The sequence below is a fragment of the Nocardia sp. NPDC004340 genome (assembly GCF_053602575.1).
In genome coordinates, this window is sequence record NZ_JBSGDW010000002.1 from 706850 (window position 1) to 724362 (window position 17513).

A 17513-nucleotide genomic window follows, 5' to 3' on the forward strand; every position below is an offset into this window, starting at 1 on the left:
CTAGGTCCGGGGCGTGGTGGTGTTCAGCACACGGGCGATGGACACGAGTGCGTCGGGCGAGGTCATTCGCCAGTGGGTGGCCGGGACGGCGATGTTCTCCAGCTCGCCGTCGACGGCGTCGGTCCAGCTCGAGATGCCTCGGCTGCCGGTCGGATCGTCCAGGGCGGCATGGAAGTACAGCAGGTCGCCGCTGAATCGGCGGGGACGGTAGGCGGCGATGAGCGGGAACGAGGCGACCGCGCTGTCCACGATCCGGGCGATCCGGTCCGTGCCGACCTCGGCTTCGGCGTCGACCAGTCCGGGAACCTCGCCCAGCAACTCGGTCACCGGCACGGCGTCCTCGGCGCCGTCGCCGACGTCGAGCGAGCTGTCGAGCATGGCCAGCGTCGCGACCTGCTGCCCTTCGGCCTGGAGCCGCACCGCCATGGCGTGCGCCAGCACGCCGCCGAGCGACCAGCCGAGCAGGTGGTACGGCCCCTCGGGCTGTACCGCGCGGATCTCGCGCACGTAGCGCGCCGCCCACTCTTCGATCGAATCCGGCAGCGGCACATCGGCGGCCAGGGTCGGGGACTGCAAGCCGTAGATGGGCCGGTCCTCGTCCAGGTGCGCGGCCAGGCCCGCGAAGGACCAGGACACGCCGCCGACCGGGTGGACACAGAACAGCGGTGCGCCCGTGCCCGACGGCCGGATCGGCAGCAGGACACCGAAGGCGGCGTCGGCGTCGATACCGCCCGGAGCGCTCAGCGGTCCCGCCATCTCGGCGGGGGTCGGCGCGGCAAAGACCAGTACGACCGGAACCCGCTGTCCGAGTTGCTCACCCAGCCGGGTGGCCAGGCGGACGGCGAGCAGCGAGTTGCCGCCCAGCTCGAAGAAGTTGTCGTCCAGGCCGACCTGCTCGGCGCCCAGCACCTCCGCGAACACCGCGCACACGGCGATCTCCACGTCGGTACCCGGGGCACGGTATTCGCGCGCCGCGAACTCCGGCGCGGGCAGGGCGGCGCGATCGACCTTGCCATTGGCATTGCGCGGCACGGCGTCCAGGAACAGCAGCGCCTCGGGCACCATGTAGCTGGGCAGCAGTCCGGCGAGCCGGGCACGCACCTGCGCGGAGTCGATGGCGTCGGCCGCGCTGTAGTAGCCGACCAACCGGGCGGTGTCGGCCGCACCGTCGACCACCACGACCGCGTCGGTCACGCCCGGGTGCGAGCGCAGGGCGTGCTCGATCTCGGCCAGCTCGATGCGGTAACCGCGCACCTTCACCTGGAAGTCGCGGCGGTCCACGAATTCCAGTACGCCGCTGCCCGATTCGTCGGCGGCCCGGGTCCAGCGCACCAGGTCACCGGTGCGGTAGAGGCGGGAACCGGCCGGACCGAAGGGATCGGCGACGAAGCGCTCCCCCGTCAGGTCCGGGCGGCCGTGGTAGCCGCGGGCCAGCTGCGCGCCACCCAGGTACAGCTCACCGGTGACACCGACCGGCACCGGCCGGAGCCGGTCGTCGAGGACGTAGACCCGGTTGCCCGGCTCGGGCGTACCGATCGGCACCACGGCCTGGCGGATGTCGGTGTCGGTGCGGAATCGGGTGACCGACACCGCCGCCTCGGTCGGGCCGTACAGGTTGTCGATGCGGGCGGGCGTCGCCGCCGCGGCGCGGGCCAGGGTCCGCGCCGGCAGCGCCTCACCGATCACGAGCAGGCGACGCAGCGACGCGGGCAGGCCCGCGCCGGCGACATCGGTCAGCATGGCCAGCAGCGACGGCACCAGGGTGAGGGTGGTGACCGACTCCCGGCGGACCAGGTCGAGCAGGCCCTCCGGATCGTGTTGCGCGCCATCGGGAGCCAGCACCAGCCGGGCGCCGGTGCGCAGCGCCCACCAGAGTTCCCAGATCGAGAGGTCGAAGGCCGCGGAGGTCATCCACAGCACCGCGTCGCTCTCGGTGAGCTCGTATTCGGACTGCATCCAGTCCAGCTGGTGCGCGACGGCCGCGTGCGGCAGCGCCACGCCCTTGGGCTTGCCGGTCGAACCCGAGGTGAAGATGACGTAGGCCGGGTCCGCCGGCGAGGACGGCGCGTTGCGCTCCTCGTCGCGAATCGCGTTGCCCGGCAGCGTCATATCCTCGGCGGCCGAGACGTCGAGCAGGATGGTGTGCTGCAGCAGCGTGTCCGGCAGGGTCATGCCCCGCGTGGCGCTGGTCAGCACGACCGGCGGCGCAGCCGTCTCCAGCACCATGGCGGTGCGCTCGAGCGGGTGGGCCGGATCCAGCGGCACGTACGCGCCACCGGCCCGCACCACCGCGTACATGGCGATCAGCAGTTCGATGCTGCGCGGAAGCGCCAGCGCCACCAGGGTTTCCGGTCCTACGCCCACCCCGAGCAGTACCCGGGCCAGGCGGTTCACCCGCTCCGAGAAGTCGCGGTAGCTCACCGCCCGCCCCTGCTCGACGAGCGCGATAGCGAAGGGCGTGCGCAGCACCTGCGCGTCGAAGGCGTCGAGCATTCCGCTCGGCGGGAACGCGGTTCCGGCCGGGTTCCAGTCCCGCAGCAGACGTTCGGATTCCGCCGCGCCGAGGATGTCCACATCCCCGATCGGCGACTCCGGAGCGGCGATCACCCCGGCGAGGAGGCGCTGCAGGCGATCGGCGAAGCCGGCGACGGTGACCTCGTCGAACAGGGCGGTCGCGTAGGTCATGGTCGCGGTCATCCCGGCCGGCGCGCCCGCGGCGTCGTAGCGGTCGGTGATGATCAGGTGCAGGTCGAACTGCGAGACGTCGGTATCGAATTCGATGGCCGAGACCCCGAGCCCGTCCAGGTCGAGACCGGCCTGGCCCTGGTTGTGGAAGGAGAACCCGACCTGCACCAGCGGGTGGCGCGCGGTGGAGCGCTCCGGGTTGAGCACCTCGACGAGGCGCTCGAACGGCACGTCCACATTGTCGAACGCCGCGACGTCGCGGGCCCGGGTGCGGCGGACCAGGTCGGTGAAGCCCTCGGCCGGTGCGACCTCGGTGCGCAGCACGAGCGTATTGACAAACATGCCGACCAGGTCGTCCAGCGCCGCGTCGCCACGCCCGGCGACCGGGGTGCCGACCGCGATATCGGTCGATCCGGTGAGCCGGGACAGCAGCGCCGCGAAGGCGGCGTGCACCGTCATGAACAGCGTCGCGCCGGCGGTGCGGCCCAATTCGGTGAGGGCCGACTGGGTTTCGGCGTCGATGGTGAAATCGACGCGGCGTCCGTCGGTGTCCAGCACCACCGGCCGGGGCCGGTCGGCGGGGACGGTCAGCAGCGGGGGCAGCCCGGCCAGCGTCTCGGTCCAGAAGCTCAGCTGGCGGGAGGCCAGCGAGGCCGGATCGTCCTCGGAGCCCAGCAGCTCGCGCTGCCAGACCGCGTAGTCGGTGTACTGCACCGGCAGTGGCGTCCAGGCCGGGGCGACGCCGGCCTTGCGTGCCGCGTAGGCGGTCATGACGTCGCGGGCCAGCGGCGCCAGCGAGGTGCCGTCACCGGCGATGTGGTGCATCACCACGACGAAGACATGGTCCTCGGGGGCCAGCTGGAACAGCGCCGCCCGCAGCGGCACCGCCGCGGTGACATCGAAGCCCTGGCTGATCATGTCGGTGACCGCCGCGGTGACGGTCGCCTCGGTGACCGGAATCGCCGCGAGCGCCGGAAGATCCGCGACCGCGGTGGCGGGCAGCACCAGCTGCACCGGACCCGCCGCCGTCTCCGGGTAGACGGTGCGCAGCACCTCGTGCCGGACCACCACGTCGGCGATCGCGGCCTGCAGCGCCGCCACGTCCAGGGCGCCGGTCAGGCGGATGGGGAGCGGGATGTTGTAGGCGGCGGAGTCCGGTTCCAGACGGTTCAGGAACCAGATGCGCTGCTGCGCCAGCGATACCGGCACCGGGCCGTCACCGACGCGGGGCAGCAGCGGCGGGCGGGCGGGGGCGTTCGCGTCGGCTTCGAGCACGGCGGCGGTGAGCGCCTCGACCGTGGTGTGCTCGAATACCGTCCGCACCGGCACCCGCGCGCCGAAGGCGGCGCTCAGTCGCGCGGCCAGCTGGGTCGCGGTGAGCGAGTTGCCGCCGAGGGCGAAGAAGTCGTCGGCGATGCCGACCCGCTGCCCGTCCTCGATGCCGAGCACCGCGGCGACCACCTCGGCGACCGTGTGCTCGGCCTCGGTGCGCGGCGCGATGAACTCGGCGGTACGGAATTCGGGCTTCGGCAGGGCGCGGCGATCCAGTTTGCCGTTGACGGTCAACGGGATCGAGTCCACCACCACGAAGGCCGACGGGACCATGTGGGCGGGCAGCAGCTCGGCCGCACCGGCGTGGATCGTGTCCACGACGGGCGCGACACCGTCCTGCGGCACCACGTAGGCGACGATCCGCAGATCGCCCGGCTGGTCCTCACGCACGATGACCGCGGTCTGCGCGACCCCGGCCTGCGCCAGCACCGCCGACTCGATCTCACCGAGCTCGATACGGAAACCACGGACCTTCACCTGGTCGTCGGCGCGGCCCAGGTATTCGAGCTCGCCGGCCCGGTTCCAGCGGGCGACGTCACCGGAGCGGTACAGCCGCTTACCGGTCTCACCGAAGGGGCTCGCCACGAAGCGGGTCGCGGACAGGTCGGGGCGACCCAGGTAGCCGCGCGCCAGCTGCGCACCGGAGATGTACAACTCGCCCGCGACGCCGACCGGCACCGGGTGCAGACGCTCGTCGAGCACGTAAGCGTGCAGACCGGGAATCGCATGACCGATCACCGATCCGGTGGCGACGGCGATGGTTTCGGCGTCGAGCATCCGGTGGGACACGTGCACGGTGGTCTCGGTGATGCCGTAGATGTTCACCACCTGCGGCGAGGTATCACCGTGGCGGGCAATCCAATCCGAGAGGCGGCGCAGTTCCAGAGCCTCACCGCCGAGGATCAGGTAGCGCAGGGCGAGCGGCTGCTGCTCCCCGGCGGCCATCGCGAGACGGTCCGCCTCCGAAAGCTGGTAGAAGGCCGACGGGGTCTGGTTGAGCACGGTGACCTGCTCGCGGCGCAGCAGTTCCAGGAACTGCTCGGGCGAACGCGACACGTAGTAGTCGACGACCACGAGCTTGCCGCCGTAGAGCAGCGGGCCCCACAGCTCCCACACCGTGAAGTCGAAGGCGTAGGAGTGGAACAGCGTCCACACGTCCTCGTGATCGAAGTCGAACTCGGGCACGATGTTCGCCATGAGCTGCACGACGTTCCGGTGCGCCACGGCCACGCCCTTGGGGCGGCCGGTGGACCCGGAGGTGTAGATGACGTAGGCGACGTCGTCCGGTCGCAGCAAGGTCAGGCGGTCGGCGTCGGTGATCGGCGCGTCCGGCCACTCCTGCGAATCACCGTCCAGCAGAACGATGTTCAGATCCGGTGCCGGTTCGCCGTCCCGCGTCAGCGCGGACCGCACGGTCGAATCGGTGATCACGCTGGTGGGTCGCGCGTCCGACAGCACGTACGCGATGCGGTCGGCCGGGTAGGACGGATCGATCGGCACATAACCCGCGCCGGACTTGAGCACCGCCAGCAGCGCCACGACCAGATCGGCCGAACGCGGCAGCAGCACCGCGACCAGCGACTCCGGACCGGCGCCCGCCGCGATCAGCCTGCGCGCCAGTGCGTTCGCGCGGCGATCCAGCGAGAGGTAGGTGAGCTCCTCGTCGCCGAACCGCACCGCGACCCGCTCCGAGTGCGCGGCCACCGTGGCGTCGAACAGGCTCGGCAGGGTGGCGTCGGACTCGTCGACGCCGTCGCCGGTGTACCCCCACAGGTCGGTGACGTCGCGGCGCTCGGCCGCCTCCATCAGGTCGATGTCACCGATGGGCGCGGTCGCGTCCGCGGCCACGGCGCGCAGTACGCGTTCCATCCGCTCGGCGAAGGACACGATGGTCTCGGCGTCGAACAGGTCGGTGGCGTAGTTCATTTCGATGGCCAGCCGGCCCTCGGCGTCCGGTTCGCCGGACACGGTCACCTGCAGGTCGAAGCGAGCCACCGGGGCCAGGTAGTCGACGCCCTCCAGGGCCAGGCCGGGGGCCGAGTAGGACGGGTTGTCGAGGTTCATGTACGTCAGGGCGACGGTGAACAGCGGGTTGCGGGACTGGCTGCGGGGCAGGCCGAGCGCGTCCACGACCTGGTCGAACGGCACGTTCGCGTGGTCGAAGGCGGCCAGGTCGGCCTCGCGGGTCTGCGCCAGCAGCGCGTCGAATCCGCGGCCCAGGTCGGGGCGGGTCCGCAGCACCAGGGTATTGACGAACATGCCGACCAGGTCGTCGAGGTCGGCATTGCCGCGGCCCTCGATCGGGGTGCCGATGGCGATGTCGGTGCCCGCCGACAGGCGGGCCAGCAGCACCGTCAGCGCGGCGTGCCACACCATGAACGGGGTGACGTTGTGCGCCTCCGCGATTCGCGTGATCGCGCCGGTCAGATCGGCGTCCAGGTGAGTGTGGAGGTACGCGCCGTGGCCGGAGGCCACCTCCGGGCGGGGCCTGTCGGTGGGCAGGGCGATCTCGTCGGGCAGGTCGGCCAGGGTCTCGGTCCAGAACGCCAGTTCGCGGGCGCCGACGCGCTCCAGGGTGGCCTGCTGCCAGAGCGCGAACTCGGCGTACTGCACGGGCAGATCCGTCCACTCCGGCGCGTGCCCCGCCGCCCGGGACAGGTAGGCGGTGATGGTGTCGCGCAGCAGCGGGTTCATCGACTGGCCGTCACCGGCGATGTGGTGCTGAACCACCACCAGCATGTGGCTGTGCTCGGTCTCGCGCAGCAGCGCGACGCGAATCGGCACGGTGTCGGTGACGTCGAAGCCGGTCGAGACGAAGGCTTCGATCCAGGCAGGGTCCGCGGCGTTCGCGCCGGTGTGGATCTCGAGCGGGAGCGGCACGGTCTCGGCGGGCAGGATCAACTGGTAGCCGAGGCCGTCGGCGTCGGACGGGTAGATGGTGCGCAGCGCCTCGTGGCGAGCGACCACGTCGGCGAAGGCCGCCGTCAGCACGGTGGTGTCGATCTCGCCGGTGATGCGGACCGCGGAGGGCAGGTTGTAGGCCGCCGATTCGGGGTCCAGGCGGTTGAGCAGCCACATGCGGGTCTGCACCGGGGACAGCGGGATTCGCTCCGGCCGGACCATCCGGCGCAGCGGCAGGCCGGTGCCGCCGGCGGTGACCAACGCCGCCAGTCCGGCGACGGTGGGTGCCTCGAACAGCTGGCGCACCGACAGGTCCGCGCCGAGCGCCGCGTTGGCGCGGGCGATCAGGCGCATGCCGAGCAGCGAATTGCCGCCACGGGCGAAGAAGTCGTCGTCCGCGCCGAGGGTGACGCCGCCGAGCAGGTCCCCGGCGAGAGCGGCCAGGGTGGCTTCCGCGCCCGCCGCGGGTTCGCGGAAAGCGACGGTGGCCGAGGTGAACTCGATGGCGGGCAGGGCCGCCCGGTCCAGCTTGCCGACGGTGGTGAGCGGCATCGCGTCCAGCACCGCCACGTGGGCGGGCACCATGTACGAGGGCAGCTGGGTGCGGGCGTGGGCCAGCACCGCCTCGGCGTCGAGCTGCTCGCCGGACACGTAGCCGACCAGGCAGTCCGCCCCGGTGGTGTCCTGGGCCAGCAGCACCACCGCGTTGGCCACGCCGGGCGCGGACAGCAGGGCGGCCTCGATCTCGCCGAGCTCGACGCGCTGACCGCGCAGCTTGATCTGGAAGTCGTTGCGGCCCATGTAGACCAGGTCGCCGGTGCGGTTCCAGCGCACCAGGTCGCCGGTGCGGTACATGCGCGCGCCGGGCACGCCGAACGGGTCGGCCACGAACCGGTCGGCGGTCAGCGCGCCGCGGCCCTGATAGCCGCGGGCCAGCTGGGCGCCGGCCAGGTAGAGCTCGCCGATGACGCCCATCGGCACCGGGCGCATGCGGGCGTCGAGCACGTAGGCGCGGGTGTTCCAGTTCGGGCGGCCGATGGCGACCTCGAAATCCGGGTCGGCGTCGGAGAACTCGTGGTAGATGGTCGAGATGGCGGCCTCGGTCGGACCGTAGGCGTTGTGCACCGAACCGCCGACCAGCTCACGCAGCCGACCGAGCAGTTCGACGGGCAGCGCCTCACCACCGGTGTGCAGGTGGCGGAACGACTTCAGGGCGTCGCCGTGGCCCTCGGCGATCAGCGCGGCCAGCACCGACGGCACGTGTTCGGCGATGGTGACGCCGAATTCGCGCATCAGGTCGGCCAGGTAGTCCAGGTCCAGCGGGCCCGGACGCGGAACCACCAGGGGCGCACCGACCATGGCGGGCAGGAAGCACTCCCACACCGAGACGTCGAAGGCCAGCGGGGCCCGCTGCATGATGCTGTCCTCGCGGGTGACGCCGTAGCGCTCCTCGAGCCAGCGCAGCTGGTTCATGATGGCGCGGTGGCTGGTGGCCACGCCCTTGGGCAGGCCGGTGGAGCCGGAAGTGTACAACACGTAGGCCAGGTTGTCCGGGTGCAGCACGCCGAGCCGGTCCGCGTCGGTGATCGGCGCGTCCGAGAACTCCTCCAGCGCACCCGATTCCGCCAGCACGGCGAGGTCGAGCACGCGCACGCCCGCGAGTTCGGGCAGCGTGGCCCCGCCGACGGTCAGCACCAGGGTGCTGTCCGAAGTGCCGAGCACATGCGCGATGCGGTCGGCCGGATGGGACGGGTCGACCGGCACGTAGGCGGCGCCGGCGGCCACCACCGCGTACAGCGCGACCACCATGTCGACCGACCGCTGGGCGGTGACGCCGACGATCGCGTCCGGGCCGACGCCCTGCGCGATCAGCAGGCGGCCCAGGCGATTCACGCGCCGGGCCAGGTCCGCGTAGCCGACCCGCTCGCCCTCGAAGACCAGCGCGTCCACGTCGGGATCCAGCGCGGCCCGCGCGTCGAGCAGTTCGGCCAGGGTCTCGACCGGCAGCGGCCGGGTGGTGGCATTGCGATCCACCAGCAGCGCACCGCGTTCGGCGCGCGACATGATCTCCACGTCACCGGCGGCGACGCGGGGATCGGCGAGCAGCGCCCGCAGCACGCGTTCGAAGGTCTCCTGGAAGCCGCCGATGGTGGCGGCGTCGAAAAGATCGGTGGCGTAGGTGATGTAGACGTCGATGCCGCCGGGCGCGCCGTCGGCGCCGGTGGTCTCGGCCAGCGTCCAGTCCAGGTCGAACTGGGTGGCGGTGGCGTCCACGGTGAGCGCCTCGATGGCCAGGCGGTTCAGCTTGATGCTGGGCCGGGCGTGGTTCTGCAGGGTCAGCGTCACCTGGGCCAGCGGCGCGTGCGCCTGGGAGCGCACCGGATTCACCGCTTCGACCAGCATCTCGAACGGCACCACGGCGTGGTCGAAGGCGGTCAGATCGGTGTCGCGGACCTGGGTGAGCAGCTCGGCCAGGGCGGCGTCCGGGCGCACCTCGGTGCGCAGCACCAGGGTGTTGACGAACATGCCGACCAGGTCGTCGAGGGCCTCGTCGCCGCGGCCCGCGACCGGGGTGCCGATCACGATGTCGGCGGTGCCGGACAGGCGGGCCAGCGTCACCGACAGCGCCGTGTGCAGCACCATGAACGGGGTGACCCGGCGCTCGGCCGCGAAAGCCAGGACGGCCGAGTGCAATTCGGCGTCGAAGCGGCCGCTGAAGCCCGCGCCGCGGCCGCTGGCCACGGCGGGCCGGGGACGGTCGGTGGGCAGGGGCAGCACGTCCGGGACGCCGTGCAGGCGGCGGGTCCAGTGCGTGAGCTGCTGGGCCAGCACCGATTCGGGGTCTTCGGGGCCGCCGAGGGCGGCGCGCTGCCACAGCGCGAAGTCGGCGTACTGCACCGGCAGCGGCGCCAGGTTGGGGACCTCACCGGCGCAACGCGCCACGTAGGCGGTGGCGATGTCGCGGGTGAGCGGGCCGAAGGACCAGCCGTCGGCGGCGATGTGGTGCACCACCAGGACCAGCAGGTGGACGCCCGGCTCGTCGGTGAGTTCGAGCAGCCGGATGCGGAACGGCACCTCGGCGGTCACGTCGAAGGCGGTGCGCGCCACCGATTCCACCAGTCCGGGCAGTTCCGCGGCGGTGACGGACTCGGGGACCAGGTCGATCAGGCGGGTGCCGGTGGGCAGGATGAGCTGGCTCGCCTGGCCGTCGTGCTCGGGGTAGATGGTGCGCAGGGTCTCGTGACGGTCCACCACGTCGGACACGGCCGCGCGCAGGGCCTCGATGTTCAGCGCACCGGTGAGGCGCAGCGCGAACGGAATGGTGTAGCCGTCGCGAATGTCGAAGCGGTTGAGGAACCACAGCCGCTGCTGGGCGATGGACAGCGGGATGTGGTCGCCGCGTTCCTGCGCGACCACGGGCGGCAGCTCGACCAGCGTCTCGGCGTCGGCCGCGCGGATCTTGGCGGCCAGGCCCGCGACGGTGGCGTCCTCGAACACCGCGCGCAACGGAATCCGCACGCCCGCGGCCTTGCCCAAGCGCGCCACCAGCTGGGTGGCGATGAGCGAGTTGCCGCCGAGGGAGAAGAAGTCGTCGTCCGCGCCGACTCGCGCGGCGCCGAGCAGGGAGGCGAAGACCTCCGAGACGATCCGCTCCTCGGGGCCGGTGGCCGCGCGGAAGGCGGTGGTGGCGGCGGCCGGGGCGGGCAGCGCGCCGCGGTCCAGCTTGCCGGAGCTGTTGACCGGGAAGGAGTCCAGGCTCATCAGGACGGCGGGCACCATGTAGACCGGTAGTCGCTGCGCCAGTTCGGCTTTCAGCGCCGCCACCGAGATCTCCGCGCCCGCGGCGGGCACCACGTAGCCGACCAGCTGCGCGTCGGCGCCGGAGCCGTGCACTACGACCACGGACTGGGCGACCTCGGGGTGCGCGGTCAGCGCGGCCTCGATCTCCCCCAGCTCGATGCGCAGACCGCGCAGCTTCACCTGGAAGTCGGTGCGGCCCAGGTACTCCAGCTCACCGTCGCGGTTCCACTTGACCAGGTCACCGGTGCGGTACATGCGCTCCGACCCACCGAACGGGTTGGCCACGAAGCGATCCGCGGTCAGGCCCGGGCGGGCCACGTAGCCGACCGCCAGCTGGTCACCGGCGAGGTACAGCTCGCCCGCGACGCCCACCGGGACCGGGCGCAGGCGCGCGTCCAGCACGTAGAGCTCGGTGTTGAAGGTGGGCCGGCCGATCGGCACGGCGTCCACGTCGGCATCGGTGACCCGGTGGTAGGCCACCTCGACCGCGGCCTCGGTCGGGCCGTAGAGGTTGTGCAGTTCCGCGCCGGTCAGCTCGCGCAGCCGGTGCGCGGGCTTCGAGGACAGCGCCTCACCGGAGGCGAAGACGATCCGCAGCGAGGTGCAGCGCGCGGCGGCCTCCTCGGCGACGAAGACGGTCATCATGGACGGCACGAAGTGCGCGGCCGTGATGCCCTCGCGGGCGATGAGTTCGGCGAGGTACACCGGATCGCTGTGGCCCTCGGGCTTGGCGATCACCAGGCGCGCGCCGATCTGCAAGGGCAGGAAGAACTCCGGGACCGACACGTCGAAGGTCATCGGGGTCTTCTGCAGCACCACGTCGGCGGCGGTCAGGCCGTGCGCCGACCGGCCCCAGACCAGGCGGTTGACGATCGCGGCGTGGCTGACCGCGACGCCCTTGGGGCGGCCGGTGGAGCCGGAGGTGAAGATGACGTAGGCGGTGTTGGAATCCCGCAGCGGGGCACTGCGATCCGCGTCGGTGATCGGCGCCTCGGCGATGCCGGTCAGGTCGAGCAGGTCGATGCGCACCTGGGCGGTGTCGAGCGGCAGGTCCACGCCGGAGGTCAGCACGGTCACCGGGTCGGCGGTCTCGAGGATGTACTCGAGCCGGTCGGCCGGGTGGTCGGGGTCCAGCGGCAGGTAACCGGCGCCCGCCGCGGACACCGCGTACATGCCGATCACCAGGTCCAGGGAGCGCCGCATACCCAGTGCGACAAGCGATTCCGGGCCGACGCCCTCGCTGATCAGCCAGCGCGCGAGCCGGCGGACGCGGCCCGCGAACTCGGCATAGGACAGACTCGTCCCCTCGAAGGTGAGGGCGACGGCGTCGGGGGTGCGGGCGACCTGCTCCTCGAACAGCGAGATCAGGGTCTTGGCGTCCGCGGCGGCGGCCGGGGTCAGCCCCAGCGCGGCGTCCACATCGAAGGCGGTGTCGTTCCAGCCGCGCACGACCAGGTCGCGCTCGACCTCGCCGAGCAGGTCGATGTCGCCGACCAGGACGGAGGCGTCGGCGGCCACGGCGGCCAGCAGGCGGCCGAACTGCTCGGTGAGCGAGGCCGCGGTGGCGGCGTCGAACATCTCGGTGGCGTAGCGCAGGTTGCCGGTCAGACCGGACTGCTCGCCGAGTTCGCCGACGACCAGGTGCAGGTCGAATTTGACCGTGGGGTCGTCGATCTCGACGGGGGTGACGGCCAGTTCGGGCAGCTCGAAGGTGCCCGTGCCGCCGCTCATCCGGGCGTCGTTGAACGACAGCATGACCTGGGCCAGCGGCGGCGCGCCGGTGGTGCGGTCCACGGCCAGCGCGTCCACGATGCGCTCGAAAGGCAGTTCGGCGTGGCCGAAGGCGGCCAGGTCGGCGGTGCGCACGGCGCCCAGCAGATCGGCGAAGCTCCGGTCGGCCTCGACCTGGGTGCGCAGCACCAGGGTGTTGACGAACATGCCGATGAGGGCGTCGAGTTCGCGTTCGCCGCGGCCGCCGATCGGGGAGGCGACCGGGATGTCGGCGGTGCCGGAGGCACGGGCCAGCAGGGCCGCGAAGGCGGCGTGCACGACCATGAACAGGGTGACGCCGTGCGCCCGCGCCAGCTCGCGCAGTCCGGCGGCCACGGTCTCGTCGATCGAGAACGGCACGGCCGCACCGGCATTGGTGGCCACGGCGGGGCGGGGACGGTCGGCCGGGAGGGCGAGCTGCGGCGGCAGGCCGGCCAGGGTCTCGCGCCAGAACTCGATCTGCTGGTGTGCGACGGTGCCGGGGACCTCGGCGTCGCCGAGCAGTTCGTGCTGCCAGAGGCTGTAGTCGGCGTACTGCACGGCCAGCGGTTCCCAGCCGGGCTCCTGGCCCGCGACCCGGGCCAGGTAGGAGCGCATCAGGTCGCCGATGAGGGGCTGCAGCGACAGCGCGTCGGCGGCGATGTGGTGCACGACCACGGCCAGCACGTACTCGGTCTCCGCGGCGGCCTCGTCGTCGAGGACGAACAGCGCGATGCGGGAGGACAGTTCGGCGGTGACGTCGAATCCGGCGGTGGCGAAGGCGGTGATCGCCCCGGTCACCTCGGCCGCGGTGACCGGCACCGGGCTCAGGCTCAGGCCGATGTCGGCGATGTCCAGGATCTGCTGGTACGGACCGGCTTCCGAGTCCGGGTAGCTGGTGCGCAGCGACTCGTGGCGGGCCAGCACGTCCAGGGTGGCCTGCTCGAGGGCGGCGATGTCCAGGTCGCCGCGCAGGCGCAGCACGATCGGCAGGTTGTAGACGCTGTGCTCGCCGTCCTCGGCCTCGATGCGGTTGAGGAACCACAGGCGCTGCTGGGCGGGCGAGAGCGGAATGCGGTCCGGGCGCGGGCGCGCGGCCAGCACCGGCCGGGCGGCATCGGGATTCGCGGCCACCAGCGCGGCGGCCAGGCCCTCGACGGTGGAGAACTCGAACAGCAGGCGCACCGGCACCCGGGAGCCGAGCTCGGCGCCGATGCGGGAGGTGACCCGGGCGGCGTCCAGGGAGCTGCCGCCCAGGGCGAAGAAGTCGTCGTCGAGACCGGCGCGCTCGGCGTTCAGCACCTCGGCGAACACGGCCGCCACCAGGCGCTGGGCCGGGTCGATCGGCTCACGGAAGGCTCTGGCGCGCAACTGCGGAACGGGCAGCGCCTTGCGGTCCAGCTTGCCGCTGGAGTTGAGCGGCAGTTCGGTCAGCGCCATCAGGGCGGTGGGCACCATGTAGGGCGGTAGCACCCGGGTCAGGCCCTCGCGCAGGGTCTCCGGGTCCAGCTCGACACCGGGGGCGGGCACCACGTATCCGGCCAGGAAGTCGCCGGAGTCGGCGCCGACCAGACGCACCGCGGCCTGAGCCACCTCGGGCGCCAGCAGCAGGGCGCTCTCGATCTCGGCCAGTTCGATGCGCTGGCCGCGGAACTTGATCTGGAAGTCGAGGCGCTCGAGGTAGACCAGCTCGCCGTCCTCGGTCCACTTCACCAGGTCGCCCGTGCGGTACATCCGCGACCCGTCACCCCCCTGCCCACTCGGGCCGAAGGGGTTGGCCACGAAGCGATCCGAGGTCAGGTCGAAGCGGCTGTGGTAGCCGCGGGCCAGCTGGGCGCCCGCCAGGTACAGCTCGCCGGGCACGCCGATGGCGACCGGGTGCAGGCGCGAATCCAGCACGAACACCTGGGAGTTCCACTCCGGCTCGCCGATCGGGACGGCGAGGGTGTCGGAGCGGTGCGCCTCCCGGAAGGTGATGGACACCGCGGCCTCGGTGGGGCCGTACAGGTTGTGCACGCCGGCGTCGCTGACCGCCCAGAAGGCGGTCACGGTCTCGGGCGGCAGCGCCTCGCCGATGACGAAGATGTCGCGCAGCGAGTCGAGTTCGCCCGCCTCGGCGTGCGCGGCGAACACCGACAGCATGGACGGCACGAAGTCGGTCAGTGTGACCTGGTGCCGGGCAATGGTTTCCGCGATGTAGCGCGGGTCGCGGTGGCCGTCGGGGGTGGCGACCACCAGGGTCGCGCCCGCGCGCAGCGGCAGGAAGTAGCCCCACAGCGAGACGTCGAAGGTGGTGGCGGTCTTCTGCAGGTAGACGTCCTGGGCGCGGACGCCGTACTCGGCCTGCATCCAGGCCAGCTGGTTGGCGATGGCGCGGTGGGTGACCGCGACGCCCTTGGGCTTGCCGGTGGATCCGGAGGTGAACAGCACGTAGGCCGGGTGGTCGGGGTGCAGGACCCCGTGCCGCTCCTTGTCGCCGATCTTGGCGGCGGAGTAGTCCTCGAGGTTCAGTTCGTCGAGGTGGTGCAGGGGCACGTCGATGGTCTCGGGCAGCGTGAAACCGTCCCGGCGGGTGGTGAGCACCGAGTGCGGGCCCGCGGTGGCCAGGATGTGGCCGATCCGCTCGGCCGGGTGCGCGGGGTCGACCGGCACGTAGGCGCCGCCCGCGCGCAGCACGGCGTACATGGCCACGACCAGTTCCACCGAGCGCGCCATAGCCAGCACGACCAGCGATTCCGGGCCGACACCGGCGGCGATGAGGTGCCGCGCCAGGCGGTTGGCCCGCTCGGAGAACTCGGTGTAGGTCAGCTCGGTGTCGCCGAAGACCAGCGCGCGGTTCTTCGGCGTGCGCGCGACCTGCGAGTCGAAACCCTGGTGCAGGAACAGATCCGGGACGCGGGCGCCGGTGGCGTTCCAGCTGGAGGTGACATAGTCGTACTCGCCGGCGTCGAGCAGTTCGATATCGCCGACGGCGACGGTGGCGTCCGCGGTGGCGGCGGCCAGCAGGCGGGTGAACTTGGCGGCCAGCTCGCGCACCGTGTGGTCGTCGAAAAGGTCGGTGGCGTAGGTGTATTCGACCCGGTAGCCGTCACCGGCGGTGTTCACGGTGAGCTGCAGGTCGAACTTGGCGATGCCCGGATCGAAGTCCAGTTCCTCGGCCGTGAGGCCGGGCAGCCCGGCGGTCAGCTCGCCCAGGTTCTGCATGAACAGGGCCACCTGGAACAGCGGGTGGCGGTTGCGGGCGCGCGGCGGGTTGAGCACCTCGACCAGGCGCTCGAACGGCACGTCGCGGTGGGCGAAGGCGCGCAGATCGCGGTCACGCACATGGGCGATGAGGTCGCCGAAGGAGTCCGCGTTCCGGACCTCGGTGCGCAGCACCAGGGTGTTGACGAACATGCCGACCAGGTCGTCGAGGGCCTGATCGCCGCGTCCGGCCACCGGGGTGCCGATGGCGATGTCGGTGGTGCCGGACAGCCGGGCCAGCACGGCGGCCAGCGCGGCGTGCAGCACCATGAACGGGGTGGCGCGGTGCGCGGCGGCCAGCTTGTCCACCGCGGCCCGCAGGTCGGCGTCCAGCACGGTCTCGAAGGTCGCGCCGCGACCGCTGGAGGCGGCGGGCCGCGGGCGGTCGGCGGGCAGGTCCAGCTGGGCGGGCAGTTCGGCGAGTTCGTCCGTCCAGAAGGAGATCTGGCGGGCGGACACCGAGTCCGGGTCGGACTCGTCGCCCATCCAGGCGCGCTGCCACAGCGCGTAGTCGGCGTACTGCACGGCCAGCGGCGCGAACTGCGGGCGCTGCCCGGCCTGGCGGGCCACGTAGGCCATCACCAGGTCGCGCACCAGCGGGCCGATGGAGGCGCCGTCGGCGGCGATGTGGTGGGCCACCACGACCAGGGTGTGGTCGCCGGGGCCCGAGCGCAGCAGCCGGGCCCGCAGCGGCACCTCGGCGGTGACATCGAAACCCTGTGCGGCCAAGCCCAGTACGGTGCCGACCAGCTGGTCCTCGGGCACGTCGCGCGGGGTCAGGTCGACCGCGGCGGCGGGCAGCACCATCTGGGCCGGGCCCTGCTCGGCGGCCGGGTAGTAGGTGCGCAGCGACTCGTGGCGCTCCACCACGTCGGCGAAGGCGGCCGCCAGCGCCGCGGTGTCGAGGTCGCCGCGCAGCCGCAGCGCGAACGGCATGTTGTCCACCGCGGCCGGATCGAATTCGTCGGCGGCCGGATCGTATTCGCTGCGCGCGTAGTGGTTGAGGAACCACATGCGCTGCTGGGCGGGCGAGAGCGGGATGTGGTCCGGGCGCGGGCCCGCGGTCAGCGGCGGCCGGGCCGGGCCCGCGTTGTCGCCCAGCGCGGCCAGCGCGGACACCGTGGGCCGCTCGAAGAAGTCGCGCACGTCCACGGTGACGCCGAGGGTCTCGCGGATGCGGGCGATGGCGCGGGTGGCGATCAGCGAGTTGCCGCCGATGGTGAAGAAGTCGTCGTCCGCGCCGACCACCTCGAGGTCGAGCAGGTCGGCGAAGATGGCCGCGACCGCCTCCTCGGCGGCGGTCTCCGGCGCGCGGTAGGCGGTGACGGCGTCGGCGAAGTCCGGTTCGGGCAGCGCCCGGCGGTCCACCTTGCCGTTCACATTGAGCGGCAGCCGATCCATCGGCACCAGCAGCGACGGCACCATGTACTCGGGCACGTGGGTGCGCACGGTGGAAAGCACGGTGGCACTGTCGATCTCGTGTCCGTCGGCGGCCACCACATAGCCGACCAGGTTCTGCTCGCCGTCGGCGCGGGTGTGCATGAGCACCGCCGCCTGCGCGACGGCGGCGTCGCGGCGCAGCGCGGTCTCGACCTCGCCGAGCTCGATGCGCAGACCGCGCATCTTCACCTGGAAGTCGCTGCGGCCCACGTATTCCAGCTCGTCGGGGCCGTTGTCGGGGTTGGACACCCAGCGCACCAGGTCGCCGGTGCGGTACATGCGATCGCCGGAGGGGCCTTCGGGGTTGGCCACGAAACGCTCGGCGGTCAGGCCGGAGCGACCGGCGTAGCCGCGGGCCAACT

1 protein-coding gene (cut by a window edge) is annotated in these 17513 nt (G+C 72.1%); it reads right to left on the reverse strand.

What is annotated here, in order from left to right:
• Positions 1-17513, reverse strand: the 3' portion of a protein-coding gene (locus ACWEOI_RS10715; protein ID WP_452359475.1) for a non-ribosomal peptide synthase/polyketide synthase. It continues 1444 nt past the right edge of the window; the window shows 17513 of its 18957 coding nt (coding positions 1445-18957); the start codon falls outside the window, past its right edge; it ends in the stop codon at positions 1-3.